General features: G+C 48.7%; 24 protein-coding genes. 13 read left to right on the top strand and 11 right to left on the bottom strand.

The annotated features are described in order from the left end of the window. Nucleotide 1: 1 nt before the first annotated feature. From ftsW to G3M70_01670, 9 genes are all read right to left on the bottom strand, one after another. Nucleotides 2-1,114: a putative lipid II flippase FtsW gene (gene ftsW, locus G3M70_01710; GenBank protein ID QPJ60671.1), complete on the bottom strand. Its 1,113-nt coding sequence runs from the start codon at nucleotides 1,112-1,114 to the stop codon at nucleotides 2-4. A gap of 25 nt (nucleotides 1,115-1,139) precedes the next feature. Then, nucleotides 1,140-2,474 carry a UDP-N-acetylmuramoyl-L-alanine--D-glutamate ligase gene (gene murD, locus G3M70_01705; protein QPJ60670.1) on the bottom strand — a complete coding sequence of 445 codons (1,335 nt, stop codon included), beginning with the start codon at nucleotides 2,472-2,474 and terminating at the stop codon, nucleotides 1,140-1,142. A gap of 2 nt (nucleotides 2,475-2,476) precedes the next feature. Next, nucleotides 2,477-3,565 carry a phospho-N-acetylmuramoyl-pentapeptide-transferase gene (locus G3M70_01700; GenBank protein ID QPJ60669.1) on the bottom strand — a complete coding sequence of 363 codons (1,089 nt, stop codon included), beginning with the start codon at nucleotides 3,563-3,565 and terminating at the stop codon, nucleotides 2,477-2,479. Nucleotides 3,566-3,569: 4 nt separating this feature from the next. Further along, entirely contained in the window at nucleotides 3,570-4,961 is a 1,392-nt protein-coding gene (locus tag G3M70_01695; protein ID QPJ60668.1) for a UDP-N-acetylmuramoyl-tripeptide--D-alanyl-D-alanine ligase, read from the bottom strand. Nucleotides 4,962-4,967: 6 nt separating this feature from the next. Further along, nucleotides 4,968-6,500: a UDP-N-acetylmuramoyl-L-alanyl-D-glutamate--2,6-diaminopimelate ligase gene (locus G3M70_01690; GenBank protein QPJ60667.1), complete on the bottom strand. Its 1,533-nt coding sequence runs from the start codon at nucleotides 6,498-6,500 to the stop codon at nucleotides 4,968-4,970. Further along, on the bottom strand, nucleotides 6,497-8,242 hold the full coding sequence (locus tag G3M70_01685) for a penicillin-binding protein 2 (GenBank protein QPJ60666.1): 1,746 nt from the start codon (nucleotides 8,240-8,242) through the stop codon (nucleotides 6,497-6,499). The genes G3M70_01690 and G3M70_01685 overlap by 4 nt, the downstream gene beginning before the upstream one ends. An 87-nt stretch (nucleotides 8,243-8,329) precedes the next feature. Then, the gene (locus G3M70_01680; GenBank protein QPJ60665.1) at nucleotides 8,330-8,641 is read right to left on the bottom strand and encodes a cell division protein FtsL; all 312 of its coding nucleotides are present in this window, start codon (nucleotides 8,639-8,641) and stop codon (nucleotides 8,330-8,332) included. 13 nt (nucleotides 8,642-8,654) lie between these two features. After that, nucleotides 8,655-9,596 carry a 16S rRNA (cytosine(1402)-N(4))-methyltransferase RsmH gene (gene rsmH / locus G3M70_01675; GenBank protein ID QPJ60664.1) on the bottom strand — a complete coding sequence of 314 codons (942 nt, stop codon included), beginning with the start codon at nucleotides 9,594-9,596 and terminating at the stop codon, nucleotides 8,655-8,657. Between the two features lie 23 nt (nucleotides 9,597-9,619). Next, nucleotides 9,620-10,012 (bottom strand): division/cell wall cluster transcriptional repressor MraZ, encoded by a 393-nt coding sequence (locus G3M70_01670; protein QPJ60663.1) that lies wholly within the window; start codon nucleotides 10,010-10,012, stop codon nucleotides 9,620-9,622. A 490-nt stretch (nucleotides 10,013-10,502) separates the two neighbouring features. On the opposite strand from G3M70_01670, the gene G3M70_01665 reads away from it, so the two are divergent. The 10 genes from G3M70_01665 to G3M70_01620 all read left to right on the top strand — a co-directional run bounded on the left by G3M70_01665 (nucleotide 10,503) and on the right by G3M70_01620 (nucleotide 17,618). Then, nucleotides 10,503-10,991, top strand: a complete 489-nt coding sequence (locus G3M70_01665; protein QPJ60662.1) for a cytochrome c maturation protein CcmE — start codon at nucleotides 10,503-10,505, stop codon at nucleotides 10,989-10,991. Nucleotides 10,992-11,159: 168 nt separating this feature from the next. Further along, the gene (locus tag G3M70_01660; GenBank protein QPJ60661.1) at nucleotides 11,160-13,217 is read left to right on the top strand and encodes a heme lyase CcmF/NrfE family subunit; all 2,058 of its coding nucleotides are present in this window, start codon (nucleotides 11,160-11,162) and stop codon (nucleotides 13,215-13,217) included. Nucleotides 13,218-13,224: 7 nt separating this feature from the next. Next, entirely contained in the window at nucleotides 13,225-13,788 is a 564-nt protein-coding gene (locus G3M70_01655; GenBank protein ID QPJ60660.1) for a cytochrome c-type biogenesis protein CcmH, read from the top strand. 4 nt (nucleotides 13,789-13,792) lie between these two features. After that, nucleotides 13,793-14,131, top strand: coding sequence for a hypothetical protein (locus G3M70_01650; GenBank protein QPJ60659.1), 339 nt, complete (start codon nucleotides 13,793-13,795; stop codon nucleotides 14,129-14,131). A gap of 29 nt (nucleotides 14,132-14,160) precedes the next feature. Further along, on the top strand, nucleotides 14,161-14,895 hold the full coding sequence (gene ccmA / locus G3M70_01645) for a heme ABC exporter ATP-binding protein CcmA (protein ID QPJ63673.1): 735 nt from the start codon (nucleotides 14,161-14,163) through the stop codon (nucleotides 14,893-14,895). Next, on the top strand, nucleotides 14,892-15,572 hold the full coding sequence (locus G3M70_01640) for an ABC transporter permease (protein ID QPJ60658.1): 681 nt from the start codon (nucleotides 14,892-14,894) through the stop codon (nucleotides 15,570-15,572). The genes ccmA and G3M70_01640 overlap by 4 nt, the downstream gene beginning before the upstream one ends. Beyond that, entirely contained in the window at nucleotides 15,573-15,722 is a 150-nt protein-coding gene (locus G3M70_01635) for a CcmD family protein (GenBank protein ID QPJ60657.1), read from the top strand. After that, a complete protein-coding gene (ccsA, locus tag G3M70_01630; protein ID QPJ60656.1) occupies nucleotides 15,719-16,447 on the top strand; it encodes a cytochrome c biogenesis protein CcsA in 729 nt (242 codons plus the stop codon). Before G3M70_01635 ends, ccsA begins: the two co-directional genes overlap by 4 nt. A 76-nt stretch (nucleotides 16,448-16,523) precedes the next feature. Then, entirely contained in the window at nucleotides 16,524-17,009 is a 486-nt protein-coding gene (locus G3M70_01625; protein ID QPJ60655.1) for a TlpA family protein disulfide reductase, read from the top strand. Nucleotides 17,010-17,219: 210 nt separating this feature from the next. Beyond that, nucleotides 17,220-17,618, top strand: a complete 399-nt coding sequence (locus tag G3M70_01620; protein QPJ60654.1) for a nuclear transport factor 2 family protein — start codon at nucleotides 17,220-17,222, stop codon at nucleotides 17,616-17,618. Between the two features lie 44 nt (nucleotides 17,619-17,662). Here the strand turns inward: G3M70_01620 and G3M70_01615 are convergent, their stop codons facing one another. Beyond that, on the bottom strand, nucleotides 17,663-19,132 hold the full coding sequence (locus tag G3M70_01615) for a hypothetical protein (protein ID QPJ60653.1): 1,470 nt from the start codon (nucleotides 19,130-19,132) through the stop codon (nucleotides 17,663-17,665). A 408-nt stretch (nucleotides 19,133-19,540) separates the two neighbouring features. Between G3M70_01615 and G3M70_01610 the strand changes: the two genes are divergently transcribed. Both G3M70_01610 and G3M70_01605 read left to right on the top strand, forming a co-directional pair. Beyond that, entirely contained in the window at nucleotides 19,541-20,236 is a 696-nt protein-coding gene (locus tag G3M70_01610) for a hypothetical protein (GenBank protein QPJ60652.1), read from the top strand. 180 nt (nucleotides 20,237-20,416) lie between these two features. Beyond that, nucleotides 20,417-21,400: a MerR family transcriptional regulator gene (locus G3M70_01605; GenBank protein QPJ60651.1), complete on the top strand. Its 984-nt coding sequence runs from the start codon at nucleotides 20,417-20,419 to the stop codon at nucleotides 21,398-21,400. Between the two features lie 27 nt (nucleotides 21,401-21,427). Here the strand turns inward: G3M70_01605 and G3M70_01600 are convergent, their stop codons facing one another. Next, nucleotides 21,428-23,578, bottom strand: coding sequence for a hypothetical protein (locus G3M70_01600; protein QPJ60650.1), 2,151 nt, complete (start codon nucleotides 23,576-23,578; stop codon nucleotides 21,428-21,430). A gap of 166 nt (nucleotides 23,579-23,744) precedes the next feature. Here G3M70_01600 and xth point away from each other — a divergent pair, with 166 nt between their 5' ends. Beyond that, nucleotides 23,745-24,509, top strand: coding sequence for an exodeoxyribonuclease III (gene xth, locus G3M70_01595; protein ID QPJ60649.1), 765 nt, complete (start codon nucleotides 23,745-23,747; stop codon nucleotides 24,507-24,509). Nucleotides 24,510-24,682 lie beyond the last annotated feature (173 nt).

Below are 24,682 nucleotides of genomic sequence, written 5' to 3'. Positions count from 1 at the left end.
CTCAAGCCCGGGTGGCGTGTTCTGAAATATTCAACAGCACGCCCATCGACAACATGCTCACCACCAGGGATGAACCTCCCAGACTGATGAAAGGCAAAGTCAGTCCCTTTGTGGGAAGGATGCCAGTCGCAACTCCCATGTTGGTGAGGGCCTGTACCCCGATGACTAAAGTAAGACCAAAGGCCAGATGCGTGCCAAACAAGTCGCGTGCTCTAAACGCGGTGCTGAATCCGCGCCACATGAGTACGCCAAACAAAACCAGAACCCCCAGGGCTCCGATGATTCCCAATTCTTCTCCAATAACGGAGTAAATAAAGTCTGTATGCGCCTCGGGCAGGTAAAACAGTTTTTGACGACTGTCACCGAGGCCAAGTCCCCAGATACCACCTTGTCCAAACGCCAGAAAAGATTGCACTGCCTGAAAACCGGAGTCCGCACGATCCTGCCAGGGATCCAGAAAAGCCATAATGCGCCGTGTCCGGTACTGGTGACTGAGCACTGCAGTCAATAGGAAGGGCAGCACTGCGAGTACGGAATAAACCAGAAACTTTGGACGAACACCGGCCACAAACAGCATGGTGAAAGCGACGAGAGAAATAATCATGGCCGTACCAAAATCCGGCTGCAGCAGAATCAGAGTAAAGAAAATACCGAGGACGATCAGATTTGGAAGATAACCGTAGGCAAAGTCGCGTAGTTTGTCTGCACGTTTAACCATGGACCGGGCAATGAACAGGATGACCGTAAACTTGGCTAACTCGGACGGTTGAAAGGTCAAGGGTCCCAGACTGAGCCAGCGGCGTGCGCCACCGGCTTCCATACCAAGGCCGGGCAGCATCACCATCAATAAGAGCAGCAGTGTCAGGGCCATGGCTGGATAAGTGAGCGCGTGAAGTTTGTGGTAATCAACCTTGAAAGCCGCCACCAGAACTCCTGATCCTAGAAGCACCCAGGCAAGATGACGTTTCAGGAAGTAAAGAGAATCCTGGTACTCCTCCTGCGCATATACGGCACTGGCGGAATAGACCATCACAATACCTGTCAACACGAGTGCGCCAAGGGTCAACGCGAGGAGAGTGTCAAAGTGCTGATTTTTGTTATTGGATGAACTCATAAACTTTTATTAACCAACCTTGTTTTTACAGCTTGTTAACGAATTCTTTAAATTGCCTGCCGCGGTCTTCATAATCGCGAAACATATCGAAGCTTGCGCATCCTGGTGAAAGCAAAACCAGATCACCGGGCTCTGCATGAATAGAGGCAACGCGTACGGCCTCTTCCATCGAATCGGCATCTTCGTATGTGAAACTTCCGTTTAGCGTGGCTCGGATTTTTTGACGGGCCTCACCGATGAGGACCATGTGCTTGACTCGTTTTTTGAATAGTGGTTTTAGAGTCAGAAAGTCGCTTCCCTTGTCCTGCCCACCCATAATGAGCACAACCGGGCGATCGAAACCGCTTAAGGATTTTTCGAGAGCGCCCAGGTTGGTTCCTTTGGAATCGTTGACGTAGTCGACCCCTTCAATGTTGCGCACCCATTCCAGGCGGTGTTCCAACCCTTTAAAGTTTTTGATAACGCGTTGCATGACCTCAACCGGTACTTCAGCTTGATGGGCTATGGCGATTGCTGCCAGAACATTTTCCAATTGGCTTTTTGCCGCAGATGGCAGGGCCTCAACTGAAATGATCGGCTGTTCAAGTTCGTTTTGGTAAACCATGATCTTGCCGTCTGATACACAGGCACCTTCATTGGGTTTTTCAGTGAGACTGAAATTTATAAGTTTTGCTTTAGAGTTCATTCTCATTTCAGAAACGTTTTTATCGTCAGCATTCAGCACAAGAACATCATCCAATTGCTGATTTTCAGTCAAACGTTTCTTGAGTGCGGCGTAATGTTCCAGTGATCCGTGACGATCGAGATGATCCGGTGTCAAGTTCAGGATGGCAGCTATTTTGGGTCGGAAATCTCGAATCGTTTCCAGTTGAAAACTGCTCACTTCGATTACGGCAAAGTCTTTTGGCGGGTTCTTGAGTAGCTCTGAGAATGGAGTCCCGATGTTGCCGCCGACTGCGATGTCCAGACCAGCTTCTTTTAATAATTCCCCAACCAGCATAGTGGTGGTTGATTTGCCATTGGTTCCCGTGATTGCGATAACCGGAGGGTTGAAAAACCGAAATGTCAGCTCCAGTTCACCCACGATTTCAATTCCCTTTTGTTTAGCCGTGTCAAGGTCAGGGGACTCTATGTCGATACCGGGGCTGAGCACGACAAGGTCAGAATCTATTGCAGGAACGCAAGAGCCATAACAAACGTCGACTTCTTCAGGCAGAAGGGCTGCACGTTCTTTGAGTTCCTCTTTGGATTTGCTATCAAACAGCGTGACGTAAGCGCCTTGTCGGATCAGGAATCTTGCTATAGATATTCCCGACCGAGCCATCCCCAGTACACTGACTTTCTTACCTTTAACGTCCATACTCATCTCAGTTTTAATGTGCTAAGACTCACCATTGCCAGCACAACAGCGACGATCCAGAACCGCACGATAACTTTTGGTTCTTCCCAGCCCGACTTTTCAAAATGGTGATGCAATGGGGCCATTTTGAAAAAGCGTTTGCCTTTCGTGTATTTGAAATAGGCCACCTGAATGATGACCGACAGCGCTTCGATTACGAAAATTCCTCCGATGAGGATCAGCAGTAATTCATGTTTTGAAATGACAGCAAGCGTTCCCAGAATTGCGCCCAATGAAAGAGACCCGACATCACCCATGAACATCTGGGCCGGGTATGCGTTGAACCAGAGGAACCCCAGACTTGCACCGACCACGGAGGAGGTGAGGACAGCGACTTCCCCGGCATCTTTAATGAAACGAATGTTGAGATATTCGGAGAACTTGAAATGCCCACACAGGTAAACAATGACGGTATAGGTCACCATCGCGATAATAATTGGGCCGATAGCAAGACCATCAAGACCATCCGTCAGATTGACTGCGTTGGAAGTCCCAACGATCACAAGAACTATCAGAACCAGATAAGCCAGCTCACCAATGTCCGGAGTGAAATCCTTGAGGAACGGTACATAGAGCACAGTTGAGAAAGAGGCACGGTTGGGGTCAAGGTAAGTCAGGAATAGAGCGACACCGAAACCAAGCAGAATCTGAAAAATCATTTTGGTGCGAGCCTTCAAGCCATCGCCGCGTTTAAGTTTGGCCCAGTCGTCGTAGAAGCCAAGTAAACCGTAACCGGTAGAAACAAAAATCATCACCCAGATATAGGTGTTGGAAAGGTTGGACCAGAGCAGGGTCGATAGCAGGAACGCGAAAAGGATGAGCAAACCGCCCATAGTGGGAGTGCCGGATTTTACCTGATGAGCTTCTGGACCATCTTCACGAATGCGTTCCTTGATTGAAAGTTTCTGCAAGAGCCGGATCATCGCCGGGCCCACCACCAGGCAAACGACTAGCGCCGTGATCCCGGCATAAGCAGAACGGAAGGTGATATAGCGGAATACGTTGAATATCGAGTAGTCCGCACTCAATGGGTAAAACAAATGGTAAAACATCGAATCAATTGTCTCCGCAAAAAACTTTCAGGACCCGCTCCATCTGTGCGCCCCGTGAACCTTTAAATAAAATGACATCTCCGCTTTGCACCTGATTTTGTAAAAAGCGCGCCGCTTCCTCGTGAGTTTTGAAAAGAATCGATTGTTCTTTTGGCTGTCCTGCCTCAATTGCCGACTCAACTGTCAGTCCGATCAAATCTCCCACTCCTACAAGAAAATCAATAGAACCTTTGGCCACCTGTTCTCCCAGGAGCTGGTGCGCCGCAGTTTCATTGTTTCCGAGTTCAAACATGTCGCCGATGACAAGAAAACGCTTTCCAGTGGAATCCAGACTGGAAAGTGTTTTGATGGCTTCCAGCATGGAACGGGGATTGGCGTTGTAGGTATCGTCAATTAATGTCACGCCTTTTTCCTTGCGAACCTGCACACGTTGCCCAAGGAGCTTTGAGGTCTCGAGACCTTTCACAATTTGTTCGGGAGCGAGGCCAAGCGCGAAACCAGTAGCGGCCGCAGCAACTGCATTGAGGACGTTATATCGACCAGGAAAGGGAAGGTGGACAGGATGCTTGCCACTCGTGGTCGCAAGGGAGAACTGGTAACCGAATCCTGCGCTCTGGCGAATATCCAGTCCTCGTACGTCAGCGTCATTGTCTACGCCAAAAGTGATTTTTTTGGACCTCAGGTTTTTTGCCAGTTCCAGGACAAGTGGATCGTCTGCATTCACAATGGCGCAGCTGGTTTCGTTTAAGGAAGAAAACAATTCTCCTTTTGCAGATTGAACATCGCGCACCGTGGGGAGGTGCACCATGTGCGCCTCTGAAATATTGGTGATCAAACCGATATCCGGTTCGGCAATCTGGGCCAGTCGCGCAATCTCCCCTTTGGCACTCATTCCCATTTCAAGTATCGCCACCTCATGCTGTTTATTCAGACCAAGGAGGTTGAGGGGGAGTCCAATGTGATTGTTAAAATTGCCGTGGCTTTTTAGTGTGTTGAATTGTGTGCTGGAAATCGAAGAGATCATTTCTTTAGTTGTCGATTTTCCATTGGTTCCTGTGATGCCGACGACTTTCAGCGAAAATTGTTTTCTAAAGTAATGCGCAAGAGCTTGCAGCCCCAGCAAAGTGTCCTCAACCCGGACTACGAACGGGCCTTCACCTTCGACCATGCCAGGTAATTTATCCAGGCTTGAGACAATCAATCCGGACGCTCCTTTCCTGACAGCATCAGCAAGAAAATCGTGCCCGTCGAAACGGTCCCCTGTCAGGCAAAGGAAGAGCTCTCCTGCTGCAAGAGTCCGGGAGTCTATAGACAACCCGCTGAACTCATGGTCGCTTCCCCGGTGAATCAAATGACCTCCGGTTGCGGTTAATACTGTTTCAAAGTTTTTTTTCATTAATTCTTAATCATCCAAAAGTGCCCGGACAATTTCCCGGTCATCAAAGTGAAATTTTTCGGTTCCTATGATTTGATAATCCTCGGCACCTTTTCCTGCCAGAATCACCGTATCTCCGGACTCAGCCAGTTGCAGGGCTTTTTCGATAGCCTGCCGGCGATCCGGAATAATCAGGTAATCTTTTTCTTCAACGGCTTTTTCGGGAAGCCCAAGACTGATGTCTTCAATGATCTGCCGTGGGTTTTCTGTACGTGGATTGTCCGAAGTGATAATGGCCAGTTCGCTATTGTCCACGGCCACTTTTCCCATCGGACCCCGCTTTGTGCGATCCCTGTCTCCGCCGCAGCCGAACACAACCACCACTCGTCCGGTAGTAAATTCCTGGACCGCTCTCAAGGCGTTGTAAAGAGCGTCATCGGTGTGGGCAAAGTCGACTACCACAGTGAAACCGCGATTGTTCTGGATTTTTTCAAGTCGACCAGGAACAACCGAAAGTAACTCGATTCCCGAACAAACCGCATCGAGTGAAACCCCTTGAAACAGGCCTACAGCAGCAGAGGACAGAAGGTTGAGTATGTTGTGTTTGCCCAAAAGAGGAGAATGGATGTTGCGGCTTCCATAAGGGCTTTTTAGATTGAATCGAACACCGTGGTCAGATAGCTCAATAGATTCTGCTCGGATATCCGCTTTGGACTCGATCCCTGTGGTCAACGTAGGACGTGAAGTTTCAGCCAGGATTTTGGCGCCCATCGGATCGTCAAGATTGATCACTTGTTTCTCTACCCGCTCATCCCGGAACAAACGCATTTTGGTTTGACGATAGGTATGGAGATCGGAATGATAGTCAAGGTGGTCGCGCGTCAGGTTAGTGAACACGGCCAGATCGAAATGCAACCCGTTTACTCGCTTTTGTGCAAGCGAATGCGAAGAGACTTCAAGGAAGCAATCCTGGACACCGTTCGTGACCATTTCAGCAAGCATACGGTTGAGGTCAAGCGATTCCGGAGTGGTGACATTGGCTGGGTAAAGAGTGTCGCGATAGCGGTAATTAATTGAACCGATAACTCCGCAGTCTCTGCCCGCAGCACTAAACAGAGATTCCAGGAGATAGGTTAGAGTTGTTTTGCCATTAGTCCCTGTGATCCCAATCAGGTTGAGTGAGCGTGAAGGCTGGTTGTAAAAGCGACCTGAAAGCCATGCCAGCGCATGCCGGGTATCTTCCACATGGATTTGCGTGATTCCATTAATACCAATGCCCATTTCAAGCAACTGCTGAGGAGAAGACTGGGTGATGAACGCCGCGGCTTTTCTGCGGATGGCTTCCGGGATGTAACGCGCTCCATCCTCCTTCGTTCCGGCAATCGCCACAAACAAACCTCCAGCCTCTACTTTTCTGGAATCGTAGGCGATGGAGGTGATCTCACGATCAAGAGTTCCCAATAAGTTAACGACAGGATACCCGCTCATCATGTCCGACAATCTACTTGCCATTCCTTCTTTCAACTCCCCGATAAAATTTTCCGGAAATACTTTTTTCATGCGCGATCCAGAACGAAAACCCGCTCACCCCGGGAAGGAACGTTGAGATACCTCAGGGTTTCCCGGGCAATCTCACTGAACGCAGGAGCAGCGACTTCTCCACCCCAATACTTTCCTTTTGGCTCATCAATCATCACCAGAATGACTAGCTTGGGCGAATCTGCAGGGACAAACCCGATGAAAGACGCCAGGTAGTTGTCTGCTGAATATTTGCGTGTGTCCGGATCAATTTTCTGTGCAGTGCCGGTTTTTCCGGCTACCTCGTATCCTTTCACTGCTGCTTTTTTTCCGGTTCCCTGGCGCACCACCTCTTTTAAAATACTGACCATTTTTCGGCTTGTTTTGTCCGAGATCACCCGCCTTAATTTTTCAGGCGGGAAACTGTCTACCTGCCGACCGTTTTTCCATACCCCTGATGCGATCCTTGGCTTAACCAAAACGCCACCGTTTGCAATGGCCGCCATAGCGGTGACCATTTGAAGCGGCGTTACAGAAATTTCGTGGCCGAACGAAATGGAAGCGAGAGAAAGACCTGACCAGTTTTTTAAAGGCCGGAGCATGCCAGGAGATTCACCGGGCAAATCAATGCCGGACCGGGTTCCAAACCCGAAGCGTCGGATGTAGTCGAAGAAACGTTGACTGCCAAGGGTCTGCGCAATTTTGATTGCGCCGATATTGCTCGAATGAATGAGGATGCGGCTGAGAGACAACCAGCCAAAACTGTGGTTTGCCGCCTCACCAATTTTAGATCTGCCGATTCTCATTTGTCCGTTTTCGCAGAAGAAGATATCTTTTGGCTCAGCGGTGCCTTCTTCCATCGCGGCAGCAGCGACTATGGGTTTAAAAATGGAGCCCGGTTCGTAAGCGTAAGACACAATTTTATTTCGCCAGGCTTCAGGGGCGGAAGCACTGTATCGATTCGGATTAAAAGGCGGATAGGTAGCGAGCGCCAGAAGGTCACCTTTTTCAGGCTCCATCACCACTGCAACGCCACCCCTGGCTTTGTAGCGTTCAACCTGCCGGATCAGAGCAGACTCCGCGTGAAACTGAATCACTTCATCCAGGGTCAGGACCAGGTCATGACTCGGGGAAGGAGTGAGCACCCCTTCCTCAGAATCCAGCAGGGGACGACCACGCGCGTCGCGTTCAACATAAGTTTTTCGCGTGGTGCCCTTGAGAAGGTCATCGTAATAGTGCTCAAGTCCTTCCAATCCCTGGTTATCGAGACCGACAAACCCAAGAGTGCTTGCGGCCAATGCCCGTTTAGGATAAAAACGCCTGCTTTCCCGAATGAAACCGACACCGGGTATCGATTGGTTTTTCAGTCGGGCAGCCTCCGGCAAAGAGATTTTCCGCTTTAACCAGACGAAATGTCGTCGCGACCCCAGCTTCTCTTTCACTACTCGCGGCGACAACCCGAGAGAGTTGGAAAGTGCGCGTTGTGTTTGTTTGAAATCGACGACCTCTTTCGGGTTGAGATAAACCGACTCAACATCCACATTGGTAGCCAGAGGGTTATGGTTGCGATCAAAAATTTTTCCTCTTCCAGTGTTGATCTCCACTTTCTCGACGTACTGTTTTTCAGCTTCGGCCAAAAGCTCTTCATGCTGGAAAACCTGGAGATAGACCAGGCGTGCTGTAAGCCCGGCTCCATACATAGCCAGAAAGAACACGACCAGCCCCAACCGGTTTTTGAATCCGGCAAGCGGCGCTTTGACATTTGAATTTTTTGGTCGGCTCATTTTTTTGTCTTCCGGCATGTGTTGCCAGGACAAGATTTTTCAGGTTGGCTAACTGCAGATCGCCCTTTAACAAGAAAGCTGTAGTCGTTAACCGGTTTTCGAGGGTTCTTTCAGGAACACGGTGACAACCTGGCCCGGCGCAGGCGTTTGCATTCCCAAGTCTTTTTTGGCAATCGGAGCAATACGGTCAAGCGCCGTCAGACTTTCACGCTCCAGTTTTAAAATTTCATTTTTGCTCAACAATGTTTGATGCACCCTCTGCTGTTTCTGGAATTCATACGCCAGAAGCACCATGCGAACATTGGGCCAGACGTAAGTGAGCGCGGCCAGCACAAACGGGATTGAAACCAGGGCAACGACTCGGAATTCGCGCGGGGTGAGGCGCACCCAGTGGCGCATTTTTTTTAAAAGCTCAAGCAACGTTTACCCTTTCAGCCGCTCGCAGCCTGGAACTCGAGGCGCGCGGGTTATTGCGGATTTCCTCGGCAGTGGGGCGCACCACCCGGCGCGTAAGAATATTCAGTTTTTTAACCTGACCACAAACGCACACCGGAAGCCTGGGCGGACAAACACAGACGCTCTCCTGCGTACGAAAAAAGTTTTTTACCCTGCGGTCTTCGAGTGAATGAAATGAGATGAGGACAAGGCGGCCGCCAGGGCTGAGGTATTCGAGAGATTCCTGGAGGCAAGCCTCCAGGTGTTCCAGTTCAAGGTTTACCGCAATGCGCAGAGCTTGGAAGGATCGTGTCGCGGGATGAATTGAGGATTTACGCGACGCATGCGCCGCGCTGGAGAGGAGTTGTTCTAGGTGGTGGGTTGTTGTAATGGGGTGTTTGCTCTGCGCATCGCGGATTTTCCTGACAATTCGTTTACTGTTTCGTTCTTCGCCGTATTCCTTAAAAACCCTTTCAAGTTCCTTGTCAGACAAGGTGACCAGTAAGTCTGCAGCGGTGGAAGTTTCCTGCCTGTTCATTCGCATGTCCAATGGCCCTTCGTGTTGAAAACTGAAACCCCGTTCGGGGGAATCGACTTGAAAGGACGACATGCCGAGGTCCAGCAGAAGACCATCAATTTTTTTTATCCCGTTTTCACGGAGAATCCGGCCCAGCTCACTGTAGTTACCGTGCGCCAGAACCACTCTGTCGCCAAAAGGCGACAGCCGCTTGCGGGCTCGTTCCAGAATTTCCGCGTCCCGGTCAATTCCGAGGACCCGGCAATCCGGCCCGGAGTGCTTCAAGATCAACTCTGCATGTCCGCCATCTCCTAACGTTCCGTCTACAATCAAACTTCTCTTCTCAGGCTCCAGATACTGAAGTACCTCCGAAGGCATGACGGAAACGTGATATTTCGTCATCGTCGCTGACCGTCATTGTCGGCCTAGCTTCGGCCAGCCGGCTTCCACTTTTCCGCCGGCCAGATTTCAAAAGTTCTCGACATCCCCACCAGAACCAGTTCTTTGGTTAGCCCTACCGCTTCTCTTTGGAAGGCGGGGATCAATATTTTTCCAGACTTCACTTCACAGTCGCTGGCACTGGAGAGATAGGGCCGCACCGCGTCCCGTTCCTCGGGATTGAGAGGCGACATTTCATCCATGCGGTTTTCATTTTTCTCCCATTCCTTATGGGGAAAGACAATGAGGTACCCCTCCATAGCAACGGTCACCAACTGGCCTCCGTATCTGCTCTCGAGAGTGTTTTTGAATTTGGACGGCACGTTCAGACGACCTTTCTCGTCGAGGTTTACCGTGTATGTCCCTAAAAATCCGCTCATTACCCAATGCCCGCTATTAAATGAAAATCAAACCTATTTAAACACTATTAGACACAATTTGACACTATCGTAACACAACAAGACATACTGTCAATAAAAAAAGGTGGGAATTTCAGTGGGTCGAGTTGCGGGCTTGTTCATCCTAACTCTATCTATTTTAGGAGGTTATGGTTGCAATCGTGACTCTGGGTAGGAGCGGATATTGGGCAAATGACTGTTTCTTCCGTTTGACACTTTTTTGAGGGAAAAAATGACCTTGCAAGAGGCATTTGGGGAGGGGGATTTCACAAAAATGAGCAAAAAATCGACCCAATCAGGTAAGTTTTGCCGGGAAAATGAGACTAATATTTGAAGGCTTCTTCTATTTATATAGAAGGGCTCTTGAATATCTTTGACATGTGGAAAAACCAAATGATAATATTTTTACATAGACCTTATGGGTCGGGTATAATCCATTTTTCTTTATTGACTTACGGCCACGGACCCCAAAATGCAGCATAAAAAATTAAAATTCGCGCTGGGCAGTCTCCTTATAGTAGGGGCGATCGGGTTTCTGATCACCTCCAGCATTAGCAGTACCTCCAAATTCTACTTCACAGTCGACGAACTTGCGGCTTCCAGTCAGGTTTCCCCTGGAACCGGACTCAAAGTGAAGGGCAATGTCGTTCAGGGTTCTATTTCACGCAATCCGGATGATTACCTGGATGTAGCGTTTTCCATTGAATTTAAAAACGCCACCCTGCCAGTTAAATACAGCGGGGTAACGCCGGATATGTTCAAAGATGGAAATGAAGTTGTCGTGGAAGGAACGCTTGATCGGCAAGGCACTTTTCACGCAAGTACACTCATGACGAGTTGCCCGTCTAAATATGAAGCGGAGAAAGAAGCAGGCAAATCTCATCCGGGAGATATCCCGATGACTGGGGAACAAGTTCCTGATAGGCCCGCACCGGATTTCTCCTCGAAAACAACGATATAAAAGGAACTCTGTATTAAGGTCCTTCGTCGTCGCTTGGTCGCCTTCAGGAATTGAGTGGCAGGCCTGTTTCGAATCCGGTTTATTGAATCATCCTTAATCATCCGATGCTGAGCCGGTTGCAATTTGTTATGTGCAATCGTGCTCGCTCTTGATAGATACGGAATTGTAATGAATGAATTAGGCGAATTTGCATTGTTGATGGCACTGGTCACGGCCCTTTATGGTATCGCGGGCTATGTCATGGCGATCAGGCAGAATCGGGTAGACCTTTATTTCAGTGCAGACCGCACCCCGCTCATCGTTTGGGGCTGCGTAATGGTTTCTTCCATTGCGTTGTGGAAAGCTTTCATAACAGACGACTTCAGCCTGCAATACGTTTGGGCCTATTCCAATCGCGACCTCGACATTTTTTACAAGATCTCCAGTTTCTGGGGAGGGCAAAAGGGATCGTTGCTTTTCTGGACCCTGCTGCTGACCACCTACATGATGGTGGTCCACGTCCAGAACCGTAAGCGCGATCTGCGGGTGGTTCCCATTGCCATGGTAGTGATGCTGGTCATCACGCTTTTCTTCCTGTGCCTGCTCAACTTTTCTACACAGCCTTTTGAAATCATTCCTGTTCCTCCGGAAGACGGTCGCGGCCTGAATCCGCTTTTGCAAAACTACTGGATGGTGATACATCCCCCAACGTTGTATCTGGGGTATGTGGGGTTCACCGTGCCGTTCGCCTTTGCAGTCGCCGCATTGCTGACGCGCAATCTGGATGACGGTTGGATCCGCATGACTCGCAAATGGACTCTGATCTCCTGGTTTTTTCTGTGTATGGGTAATCTGTTTGGTGCCCAGTGGGCGTATGTCGAACTGGGTTGGGGGGGGTACTGGGCATGGGATCCGGTCGAAAATGCAGCCTTCATGCCCCTGATGATTGCAACGGCTTATCTGCACTCCGTGATGATCCAGGAAAAGAAAGACATGATGAAGGTCTGGAACATGGTGCTGATCCTGTTGACCTACGTCATGACGATCTTCGGCACGTTCATCACAAGGAGCGGGTTGATTCAGTCTGTGCACACATTTGATGAAGCAACTTTGGGCTATTACTTTCTGGCGTTTCTGGGAGTTGTCACCATTTTTTGTATTGTACTGATCATACGTCGACTGCCGCTTCTAAAAAGTAAAAACGAACTGGATTCATTCCTGTCGCGGGAAAGCAGCTTTCTCTTCAATAACCTCTTGCTTCTGGGCATCGCTTTCTCTACATTCTGGGGAACCATTTTTCCCATCATTTCGGAGGCGGTGCGAGGTGTGAAGATCACCGTCGGGCCTCCCTTTTACAATCAAGTCAACGTTCCAATCGGACTGGTACTGCTGGCGTTGATCGGTATTGGTCCCGTCATTGCCTGGCGGCGCGCGACCTGGTCGAACCTTAAAAAGAATTTTGCGATACCTGTTTTAGGTGGGCTTGTCTGTGGTGCCGTCGTGTTTCCTTTTGTGCCGATTACGGACAAGGCCGAGACATTGTCGTTTATTGCGTTCATGCTGTGTGCATTTGTTTTGACCAGTATCTTTTTGGAGTTCTGGAAAGGTGCGTCAGCAAGAAAATCGATGCATCATGAATCGTTGCCGGTTTCTTTTTCCAACCTGGTCTGGAAAAACAAGCGGCGTTACGGGGGCTATATTGTACACATCGGCGTTGTTTTTATTTTCGCCGGGATCGCAGGTTCGCAAGCGTATAGTGTTGATGTTGAAAGACACCTCAAGATTGGCGATACGATTCAACTCAAAGGTTACGACCTGACCCTGGAAAAGGTTATCTGGATCAAGGCCAATGAAACCAAGGAACGTTTGATCGCACAGTTGGCTGTGGTCAAGGATGGAACCCGTATCTGGACCGGAAAGCCTGAGAAAGAATTTTACAAGGGGCAGAATCAGCCGGTATCGGAAGTTGACCTGCGGTCGACTTTAAAAGAAGACTTGTATTTGATTCTGGCGGATTACCGGGGCGAACAGTTCGAACCGATGTCTCCGACCATGGCGACAATTAAAGACGGAGAAGCGACCATCAAGGCGCATGTGATGCCGATGGTGGCGTGGATCTGGTTGGGGGGCTGGACCATTGCTTTTGGTACCGTGATCGCAGCCTGGCCGGATCGTGCAGAAGCACGCCGACGACTCGAACGTATGAAACGGATGGAAGGTATCTTTGCTCCGGCTCAACAGGAATAATTTGACGATGACCTCATTGGCTGCTAAAAATTTTCTGAATGCGAATCGACCTGTTTATTTCAAACAGATCGCGCAAATCCTATTGATGTCTATCGTGTTGGCTTTAGCGGTGGTTCCTGCCATGGCGGCCTCGCAAATGGACAACCTCGAAAATGAGTTGATGTGCAATTGCAAGGATGAGTGCGGTAAGGTGCTCATCAACTGTACATGCGATCACTCCAAGAAAATGCGCAAGGAACTCAAGGCGCAGCTCGACTCCGGCCTTACGGTGAAACAGATCGTTCAGGCCTATGTAAACGAATACGGTGAGACGATTTTATCCGCTCCCACCAAATCCGGCTTCAACCTTTCCGCCTGGGTGACTCCATTTATTGCCCTGGTTATCGGTGGAGTGGGAGTGCGCACGGTGATGCGAAAATGGATCAAGCCAGCCGACAAACAGTCTGGTAAAAGTGCAGTGGCATCTTCTGGTGCTGATGAGGCGTCCACAACGGGCTCCACAGATAATGATGAACCTTCCTCAGAATATTCAAGCCGTGTAAAACGCGAGCTGGACAATCTAGAAGACTGACTGCATGTCCGGTATTAAATTTGTAGAATTTATTTTCATTGCAGTTGTCCTTGTCCTGGTCGGGATACCCCTGTTCAAAAAATTTCCTCCACGACGTCTGTTTGCGCCACTGGATAAAGAAACAGAAGAATACAAGCATTTGCTGGTTCGCAAGGAAGAGGTGCTGCTTGCGATCAAAGAGGCGGAATTGGATTTTAAGGTCAACAAAATGTCTCAAAAGGATTTTGATATTATCCGACAAAAGCTGGAAAAAGAGGCGCTGGACGTGATGGAAAAAATCGATGCTCTCGAAAAAGTTTTGAAAACTAAAAAGCCAGCGTCCCGCTCCGTCGATATCGCCTGACTCCCACGCATCCTTTTATGGGACCCGCTATGGCCGCCTCCCCACCTGCCAATGAATTTGCAATCGAAACCAAAGGACTGGTCAAGCAGTTTGGCTTGATTGAGGCACTCAGGGGAATCGATTTCCAGCTGCGTTCCGGCGAGTTTTTAACCATATTCGGGCCCAACGGGGCAGGCAAAACCACGCTGCTCAGTATTCTCGCCTCGCTCACAAGGCCGACGATGGGCGAAGCCCGCGTTGCCGGTTACGATGTTGCGGAAAGCGATCCACGCATGCGGCGTGAGATCGGCGTAATTTCCCACGCGTCATTTTTGTATCCGGACCTGACCGCGCTGGAGAACCTCGTATTTTACGCAAGGCTCTACGGCCTCGATCAACCGGAACAGCAGGCGCTAGAGGCTCTTGAAGGTGTTGAGTTGTCTCTGAGGCGGCACGATAAAGTCGGCACGTTCTCACGGGGGATGGTACAACGGGTTTCCATTGCGCGCGCCATGATCCACAACCCTTCCATTTTATTTCTCGATGAACCCTATACCGGCCTGGATCAGCATGCGTCGCTACTGCTGGAGAGCCATCTGAAGAAACTGAAAACAGAAAAACGCACGGTGCTCATGACCACCCATGACTTTGGTCGAGGACTCGAAATGTGTGACCGTGTTGCGGTTCAGGTGAAAGGCCGGTTTGCACTCAATCGTTTGCGTGATGAGATCGACGCCGCTTCCTTCGAGCAGCTTTATATCGACACAGTGGAGCAGGCGGCTTGAACAGTTACTTCGGACAAATCAAGGCCATCGTCTGGAAGGATTTCCTGACCGAATTTAAAACCCGCGAACTGTTCAGTTCGATGTTTGTTTTCGCGGTGCTGGTGATTCTCATTTTTATTTTTTCTGTGGATCTCAGCCTGGTCAACAGTAATGAAGTTGGGCCCGGTGTGTTGTGGGTGGCCGTGATTTTTGCTGGAACACTGGGGCTCAACCGTTCGTTCACACTGGAAAAGGAACACAGCGGCCTCCAAGGCCTGCTGCTGGCACCGATAGACAGATCGGCTATCTATTTTGGCAAGATGCTGAGCAACCTGATATTTTTCCTGGTTATGGAGGCGTTCATTCTTCCGGTGTTCATGGTATTCTTCAATATCGACCTGCTCGCCAATCTGGGACCGCTGCTGTTTGTCCTGTTTATCGGAACTTTGGGTTTCAGCGTGCTGGGAACGCTCCTGTCTTCGTTGTCGTCGAACCTGAAGACGCGGGAGATTATGCTTCCGCTTTTGTTGTATCCGCTGATGGTACCGATCGCCATCGGCTCGGTGCGGTTAACGGCGCAGGTGCTGAGAGGCGGAGAACTCGGCGATATGATGAACTGGGTCGGCATGATCCTGTGTTTCGATGTGATTTTTCTGGCGGTGTCGATCATGACTATCGACCATATTCTGGAGGAGTAGATGAAAAACTTGGGATTCCTGTTCGCGGCCAATCTCGCGGTCTGGGGAGGTATCGTGTTCTATGTGTTCACGCTGATGAAGCGCCACCGCGCACTTCGCCAGGACCTCGACCTTCTTAAAGAAACCCTGGACAAGGAATCAGGAAAATGAGTGCTGTTGAAGAGACTCTCGAAGCCGGAGAAACAAATGATGAAGGTCCGGGGTTACTGCTCTGGTTGACGGTTGCCGGCGGCATCGCCATGCTGGCCGCTATATTTGTTTTTGTTCCAACTGAACGGACCGAAGGCATTGTCCAGCGCATCATGTATTTTCATGTACCCTGCGCCTGGGTGGCATTCTTCGCATTTTTCATCGTGTTCATTTGCAGCATCCTGTTTCTCTGGCGCAAGGAAAGGGAATGGGATATCTACGCACACGCGTCGGCAGAAGTCGGCATGCTGTTCTGTTCGCTGGTCCTCATCACAGGTCCCATCTGGGCCAAGCCGATCTGGGGTATCTGGTGGACGTGGGACCCACGTCTCACACTCACACTGGTGCTCTGGCTGATCTACGCGGCCTATCTCATGCTGCGACTGCAAACCAATGAAGGCTCCACCCGCGCCAAGTATTCAGCCATCATCGGCATCGTCGGTGCGCTCGACATTCCTTTAATCCACTTTTCCGTATTGTGGTGGGGGTCGCAGCACCCGTCGCCAAAAATCATCACGTCGGAAGGCATCGGTACCGGCATCGACACCTCCATGGGGGTCACCCTGCTGGTGGCGCTCGGCGCGTTCACGCTTATTTATTTTCTACTGGTCAGCGTGCGGGTCCGAATTGAAAAGATGAAAGATGAAATCGATCGCCTTAAAAAACAGCGACTCTACTCTAATTAAAAAATACGCGGCGATATTCGTCCTGTGTTTTGTGATCGCCATTCTCCTGTTCACCGAGCACTTCTTTGAAGATGCCGTGACCCGAGAGGGTATCGCGGACAATGTGCACAAAGGTGAGGTGAAGGCTGAAGAAGGCTACATCGCGCCTGATTTCACCGTCAGCGATCTTGAGGGGAAACGCGTGCGTCTGTCGGATTTTCACGGGCAGGTGGTGGTCATCAACCTGTGGGCCACCTGGTGTGCACCGTGCCGGGTGGAGATGCCGAGTATCGAAAACCTGTATCGCCGTTTTCGATCAGAAGGATTGACCGTGCTCGCCGTCAGTTTTGATAAAGGGCGAGACGAGGCCGTGCGCGCATTTGCTAAAGAGAAGAATCTGTCGTTTCCAATTTTGCTCGACCACGATATGGAAGTTGAAAATAAATACCAGACCCTGACCATCCCGTCGACCTTTGTGGTCGATAAACATGGCATGATCGCCGCCCGAGTCGACGGTGCTAAAAACTGGGAGAGTCCAGAGACGTTTAAAGCGATTGAGTTTCTGTTAAACAGGAAGCCCTGATCAGCAGCTTTTTTCTGTGCCTGTTGAAGGGGAGGGTGAGATGATAACGCTTTTTTTAGAAGTATGCGAAGCGGGGTAATTTTAAAGTACAGTTAGCTTGAGCCTGTTATTTTTATCCAGGTAAAAATCAGAAGGAAGAAGCCCCCCGGCCCCCTTCGGAGAAGGGGGAGAAAAGATTAACCAAAGGTCAAAACCAAAGGTAAATTTCCAATGAACGTAAAGGTTGATGTATTCCATGCGAACCAGAGTTTTTATGATGCGTTCAATAAACAGAACCTTGAGGCAATGCACGGGCTTTGGCTGGAAGGCGACGAACCCATCTGCATCCATCCCGGTTGGCCCGTTATCAAAGGGCACGACAAGATCATCGACAGCTGGGGCGGTATTTTCGAGAACACCGATCACATGGAAATCAAGTTGTCGAACACAGAGGTGATGGTTTCGGGCGGGATGGCCTGGGTCAGTTGTCAGGAAAATTTATTTTCAATACACGAGCAGGGCGTACAGTCGTCTGCCGTCCACGCGACCAATATATTCAGAAAAGAAAACGGCAACTGGAAGATGGCTCTCCACCACGCCGCCGGTATCCCGCCTAAAGAAGAAGGGTGAGAAAAGTTATTCCTGTAAAAGCAGGTGGGAGTTTTGGGCGATCTTTAGTTTTTTATTTGTCCACGAAAAAAATCAGCGGGAAACTTCCAGCTTTTATCTTCCTTGCTGGCAAAATAATTTGTAATGTCTTGCCAGTAACTATCGTCAGGCCAATTCCTCTTTAATACTTTAAGTTTTTCAAGATATGTTGTCCTTTGCTCTCCATAAATATAATAAAGGTAGGTGGCTAGGCTTTTCGCTAATAGCTCCCTGATTTGGTCATCTTCTGGTTCTGTCTCATGAAGGTTTAATAGACGTATTATAAGTTCTTGGAAATCTAGTGAACCAGAAGCTCGAGTAAATTCATATAGACAACCTGCTAACGCCATCCCACCCATTTGACCATCAAGATCCCTTTCATAGAGGTTTTCTACTTTTCTTAAAATTTGTTGTTTTAATTCCAGGTCTGCATCCACGCTTAAATTGTAGAGACTTTTTGCTAAATATTCGCCAATGGTGAAATTTTCCGGTCCCGAATCGAAAAGCTGTTGAAGTCTGGAAATAAATTCTGTCACTGTTTCTATGTCAGCATATACACTGGCATTATACAGGCAGCCAGCCAGCAATTCTTTGATGGAGTTATTGTCTGGGGCGCTCTCATGCAGGCGTTGAATTTTATCAATAAAGATAATGGTCTCTTTACCATTATAGTCGAATGAAGCATTGTAAAGGGCAATTGAAAAAGACTCTTTGATCTCATCATTTTCCGGGTCTACTTCGAACAAGGATTGTAATTTTTCAATTAGCATAAATTGACTTTGGCTGTCGCATGAAACCGTTGCTTTGGAAATCACATCTGCAAGAATTCTTCTTATTCCTACATTATTTTGGTCAACTTCATAAAGATTCTGGATTTTTTCAAAAAATACTAAGGATGAATTCTGGTTGAAATCTATAAAGCCATTTGCGAAAGCCTGGGCTAAGTATTCTCTAATTGTGTGATTATCAGGTTCTTTATTGTAGAGTGTCTCAATTTTTTTTGAATTGGATAATATTGCATCTTGATTTGTTTCCCAGGTGATATTCACCAGTCCATACGCATATGCTTCCCTGATAGTTGAATTTTCCTGATCTTTTTCATAAAGAGATTTTATTTTTTCAACAACCTCTTTGGTTAATTCCAGGTCTGTTTCTAAAGTATAACTGGCTAATGCCAATGCGAGTTGAGTTCTAATAAAAATATTTTTCTCGTCTAATTCATAGAGGCTTTGGATCTCATTTAATAGATTTTCTGGTTCTTCAGGTTCTTCAGCCTCCAGGGCAAGCCTCAATCCGATCGCAAAAAGTTCTCTAATAGTGGTGTTGTTTTTATCTAATTCATAGAGGTTACGTATTTTTTTTAGATAGGAAGTTAATTCATCCTTATCTCTTTCTCCGTTGAAAAGTTCCAAGAAGAGCTTTTCTTTCAATTCAACATTTTCTGGATCGGCATCGCATAGCTCCTTGATTTCTTCGATGGTTAAATCTTCTTTCATAAAAGTCCTTGGCTAACGAATCTTTCAGCTTTAATTTCCGCGAAATGAAAACTCAAAGAAATAATCATGGTTTTCAAGCATTGATATACCGAATTATACAGATTTCAGTTCTTTAGGGACCATAATTTGGGACGCGAATCCCTGGCTCTAAACGAGAAAGTCCTTCAAAACCCCCGAATTTGGCGCACCCTAACCCCCTGAAAATATAAAATCTTAAAATATTTTTATCATTTAACCCATTTAAAAATAAATAGTTATGTTTTTTCTTTTATTTTGTCTAAAAAATTAGTTTGACATAATTGGAAGATAGTCTAATATAGATTCTAGACAACGAATTGATTTCTGGAATTGCTCAATCATCCAGTTTTAAAAAATAAAAAGAAAAATCGAAACTTAAGGAGAAACGCCATGACAACCCGAAAGATCACCAAAATCATCTGCGCTCTCGCAATCGCTTCTTTCCTCAATGCAGGAAATGCTCTGGCTCACCAGGGAACCGGTCACGATCACCGCAGCATCCCGGTCGGCTGGACTTTTGACCAGAAGGTTGCCGACAGGATCCAGCGCGGTATGAATGAAGGAAACGAAACGGTTGGTCTTTCAGGTTTTGAGCAGAAAACTCTCAAGGAATATGGAATCCAGGTAGGCAATCGTTTTAAAACCCGCGTCGGTGATCAAATGATTGAGGTCACCCGAACGTCCTCCGGCCTTCATATTGAAGGCCCGACTCTGGGCCATGATGATGCCCCTCAATGGAATCTGCCCATGAGTTCGACCCATCAGGTGATCAAATCATCAATGAGGGCAGCGCACCCAGGGCATGACCATCGCCATCTGGATTTCGAATGGGTGTTCAGTCTGGATGCCCAGAAAAAGATCGCAAACAACCTGACAGGAAACAACCCATCCGGAGCAATCGGACTCAGTCAGGGCGAACAGAAAATGCTGCAGCGTTACGGGATCAAAGTGGGCAATACGTTTAATACGCTTCTGGGTGGGATGGCCTTCACCGTCCAGCGTACTTCCATGGGACTGCAGGTTCTCAAGCATGTGCAGGGCATGCCGATAGCAGCGGTTCCGGGTGAGAACGTTGGACGGTACTGATCAGGGAGGTGGGTTTGGATGCTTGGGCAACCGAACCATCGGGGTTTCGAGAAGTCCTTCCCTGAAGCCCCAGGGACTCCACCGGGTTCAAGGAGCCGGCCGGGTGGGGTCCTCCTCCCTTTTTTCTTCCATTGGAAAGTTTGTGGAAACAGGCTATTCTTTTACCGGCGAGAGGCAAAAATGTTGTTCGCAGAACATGAAGAGGAGAGGATGAGCCAGGATACCGAACCAGATAAAACACTGACCATCGGGCAGCTTGCGCAACTCACTGGAATTGGTCAGCACACCCTCCGCGTCTGGGAAAGACGCTATGACGCTCTTAAAGTATTGCGTTTGCCCTCCGGCCATCGGCGCTATCCACATGAAGAGGTCAAGCGACTGCGTGCGGTGGCCTCGGCAATTGACAAAGGATTCCGAACGCGCAAGGTGGTCAACAATTCTCTTGATGAGCTTGAGAAACTGCTGAACCCGACCTCTGCTAATCCATCCCTGGAGAACACAGAGCATCCCGTTTCAACTTTACGAGACACGCCCCTGATTCTGGAGTGGGTCACTGCATCCCGACACTATGATGAAGGTTATCTGACCGCCCAGTTTTATCATGAATGGGGATTGCGGGGTCCATTGCCTTTTTTAAGCGAACTGGCAGTTCCTTTTCTAAAAGAAGTGGGCCAGCAGTGGGAGGATGGTGAGCTGACCGTTTCACAAGAGCATTTTGCGTCTGAAGCGTTAAGCGATTTTATGGGAGGCCAGTGGCGCAAGCTCAATGAGCGAAATGTAGGCGGATCGTTTGTTCTCACCACACTTCCTGGGGAGCAACACAGAGTCGGCATCCAGATGTGTGCCCTGACCACAGCATTGGCCGGTAGGCGTGTGGTTTTTCTTGGGAAGGACACTCCGGTAGTAGATACGGTATCGGCCGTGCACCGGTCAACTTCGCAGGCGTTGGGAATCAGTATTTCTATTTCTTACCCTGTGAAAGAAGCCCTGAAATGCATTCTTGAATTAAGAAACGAATTGCCTGAAAGGGTGCACCTTATTCTTGGCGGGGCGGGTGTCGGAAACATTCCCGAAAAGAAAATTCCTGAAGGGGTTAGTGCATTCACCTCGATAGAAGATTATTTTCTCTGGCTCAATAATAGTTCCAGAACCCTCAGTGGCTGATAAACTTACTTGTGTTTTTTCATCTCTCTAAAATTTAATTCTTTGTTGGAAAAGTGGTAGGTTGAGCCGGACTTCGTTCAGGCTTGTGCCGAGCAGCATCCAGGAGATGTCTGAGATGCCCTGCGATTGATTTCCTGCCTGTCGCATCCGAATATTTTGCTGGCTGTGTTGGCGCAGCAGGGCGATGAGTCCCGAGGAATAGGGTGATGAGGGATTAAGCCGCAAAGCTGATTTAAAAACTTCCAGTGCCTGGAAGGGTTGTTTTTGAAAATCGAGCAACTGGTATCCTCTTCTGACTTCGTTCAAGATAGTGACATCCTGTTCGTTCTCAGATTTTTTCCTCATGATTAACCGGACCCTCTCCAGTTGTACCCGGGCGGGCGTGTTGTTATCTCGCAGAATCGCCTGTTGGTAAAACTGTTCCGCAGTCGGCCAGTCGCCCTGCATGAACGCCAGGTCGCCCCGAATCCGCCAGGTTTCGGCTTCCTGCGGATTGAGTTTCTCTGATTTGTTGAGGAGTTTTTGCGTTGTTTCAGTGTGAGCCGGATCCTTAAACCATTTGCTGATAGCGGCAGTACGGTATCGTTCTGCTGTTTCCTGGCGGGGAAAAGCAGGGTGCCTGGCGATAATCCACAGGGTGAGCACGATACAGAAAATACCTCCAAAGCTGACAACGTTTTTTCGCAGACTGTTTCGCGAGGAGGAGGGAAGTGGTTTCCAGGAAATCGCTAGTGCGAATATACAAAGGACGACTGTCAGCAGGGGAAGCACGACGAGGAAAAACCAGTCCTGTGCTGTTCGCAAGCGGAGCTCACCGGAAGCCCATAAATCCAGGAATGTGGTTGGACGAAAAAATTCCGGGCGATTCATCAGGTTTGGCAATCCTTGCAGGGCATGCCACAAAAACTCCGGGTCGTTGTGGGGCAGAATCACTTTGTAATTCAGGATGAGAATATAAATCCAGAGACTTCCTGCAATGCCAGCAGTGAAAATCAGTCGCCACTGCTTGAGCCGGCTGAGAGTTTCTGTGAGTTGGGCCAATCCCCAGGCCAGCACAGGCAGGGCCGGTAATAGATAGCGTTGTCCAAAAGTCGCGGGATCCATGATGACGATTTGCGGCACACAAAATCCGATAAAAACCAGGGATAGCATGATTGCCAGAGTCCGATCGCGCTTCCAGACCAGGGGAAGACCACAAAGGCCGAGTACCCAGATAAATTCCATTTTCAACAATCCGCGGGTACCGTTGAAAAACAATTCTCCAATGGAGTGGAAGACACTGGCAACTGTTGGCTCGACCATAATGGAATAGGGGTTCAGAGAGGAAAATGAACCGTGGATACGGAGCCAGAAAGCCGCTTGCGGAGAAAAGGCAATCAGGAAGCCGACGATACCCCAAACCAGACCTGTCCATAAAGAAGTTCGGGATGTTTTGGGGAGTCTCGCACCGTAGACCAGCATTTGCCCTACCGGAAGAATTGCGTAAAGAATGCTGATGTATCGGAGGTCGGTGAGCAGGCCAAGCAGCAGTCCCCAGGCAATAAAAAACCAGGCCGGTTGGCGGCGGTTCTCCCGGTAAGCTAGAAAAAAATAGAAGAAGGCAAAGGCGATAAAAACATCACCGCTGTGGCTCATCCTGTTTCTGATAAAAGTGAAATAGGGCAGGCAGGTTGCCGCGAAAACCAGTAAGGTGGTTCCCAGCGCAATTTTTTCATGAAAGTGTTTACGCAGACAGGCAAAGCAAATCAGCAGACCGGAAAGGGAAAGGAAGGCGGAGCCGATGAAGGTCATGCCTTTGTAAGGCAGCGAGTAACCGTCCAGCGAGAAGGGGATTCCCAGCGACTGGTAAACCAGTGTGATGAGGTGTCCTGTCAGGAAAAACGGGGCCCACAGGATGGGGGCACCAATATACCAGTAGTTGGCTGTGTAACCGGTGTCGACCACTGAATCAAAATGCCAGAAATATTTTTCGTTGAAAAAATCGAGGTCGCCATCGATTACTGTTGATCGGACATAGGCGTAGTACCCGGAATCATCACCCGGGTCAATAGTCCTGATGGAATAGTATCCAGGATTGAGGTCTTTGATTGTGGGAAGGTCAATGTGTCCTAGTGGTGTCAGCAGGAAGCCGTATATTAGAAAAACAGCGGTGATGATCAGGGACGGTTTGATTTTCAATGTATTTTCTGGAAAAAGGAATCAAGGAAATCAATGTTTCCATTATAAGTTTATCGCAGGATATTTTCAGAATTTCCCTTGGAAGGTTCATTGACAGAGGATTGTCCCGAGACTAAGATGACCTCTTTTGTTAAAGGGAAAATGAAGAGAAGAAAGAGGAAGTAATATGCTGTTGTACAGTTGGAATATCAATGGTATCCGCGCTGCCACCAAAAAAGGGTTTGCGGATTGGGTGAAAAAAGAATCGCCAGATATCGTGTGTCTGCAGGAGGTGAAGGCTGAGGTCAACCAGGTCCCGAAAGAGGTCCTTGAAATTGAGGGATATCAGATGGATTGGAATCCTGCTCAACGGAAGGGCTACAGTGGAGTCGCAACCTTCACAAAAAAGAAACCCAAAGCAGTTCACCATGGAATGGGGATTGAGCGTTTCGATTCTGAGGGACGAATTCTCAGGCACGAATTTGCAAAATTTGATTTATTCAATGTGTATTTTCCCAACGGAACCAGTGGGCCAGAGCGGTTGCAGTATAAGATGGAATTTTACGACGCCTTTTTGCAGCATTGCGAGGATCTGCGAAGTGAAGGAAAAAACCTGGTCATCTGTGGGGACGTCAATACAGCGCATCAGGCCATCGACCTGAAAAACCCGAAACAGAATGAAAAAAACTCAGGGTTCCTGCCGGAAGAGCGGGCCTGGGTCGATAAATTTCTTTCTCATGGGTACATCGACACATTTCGCCAGTTGCACCCCGATGAGTCGGACCATTATTCCTGGTGGACATACCGCGCCAACGCAAGAGCCCGGAACATCGGTTGGCGTATTGATTATTTTTTTGTGACCCCGGACCTGGTCAAACAGGTGCAGGATGCCTTCATTTCCCCGGAGGTTATGGGTTCGGATCATTGCCCGATTGGTCTTAAGCTGAAATAGTCAGCAACCATCGAAAACTCTGTTGTGTTGTTTATTGATTTTGGAGTTATGACAATATTGGTTCCCTTTCCCGGCTATGGTATCCTTTACATTCTTGCCTGAAGAAGTAAAAAATGACTGTTTAGTTTGCCTGAATTAACCGGGGTCCCGGCAAAACCGCCCCTTTCAAATAA

Origin of the sequence: Candidatus Nitronauta litoralis (genome assembly GCA_015698285.1) — a bacterium.
In the GTDB taxonomy this organism is placed as follows: domain Bacteria; phylum Nitrospinota; class Nitrospinia; order Nitrospinales; family Nitrospinaceae; genus Nitronauta; species Nitronauta litoralis.
The sequence above is the reverse complement of the archived record's forward strand: the minus strand, read 5'-3'. Positions and strand labels throughout refer to the sequence as shown.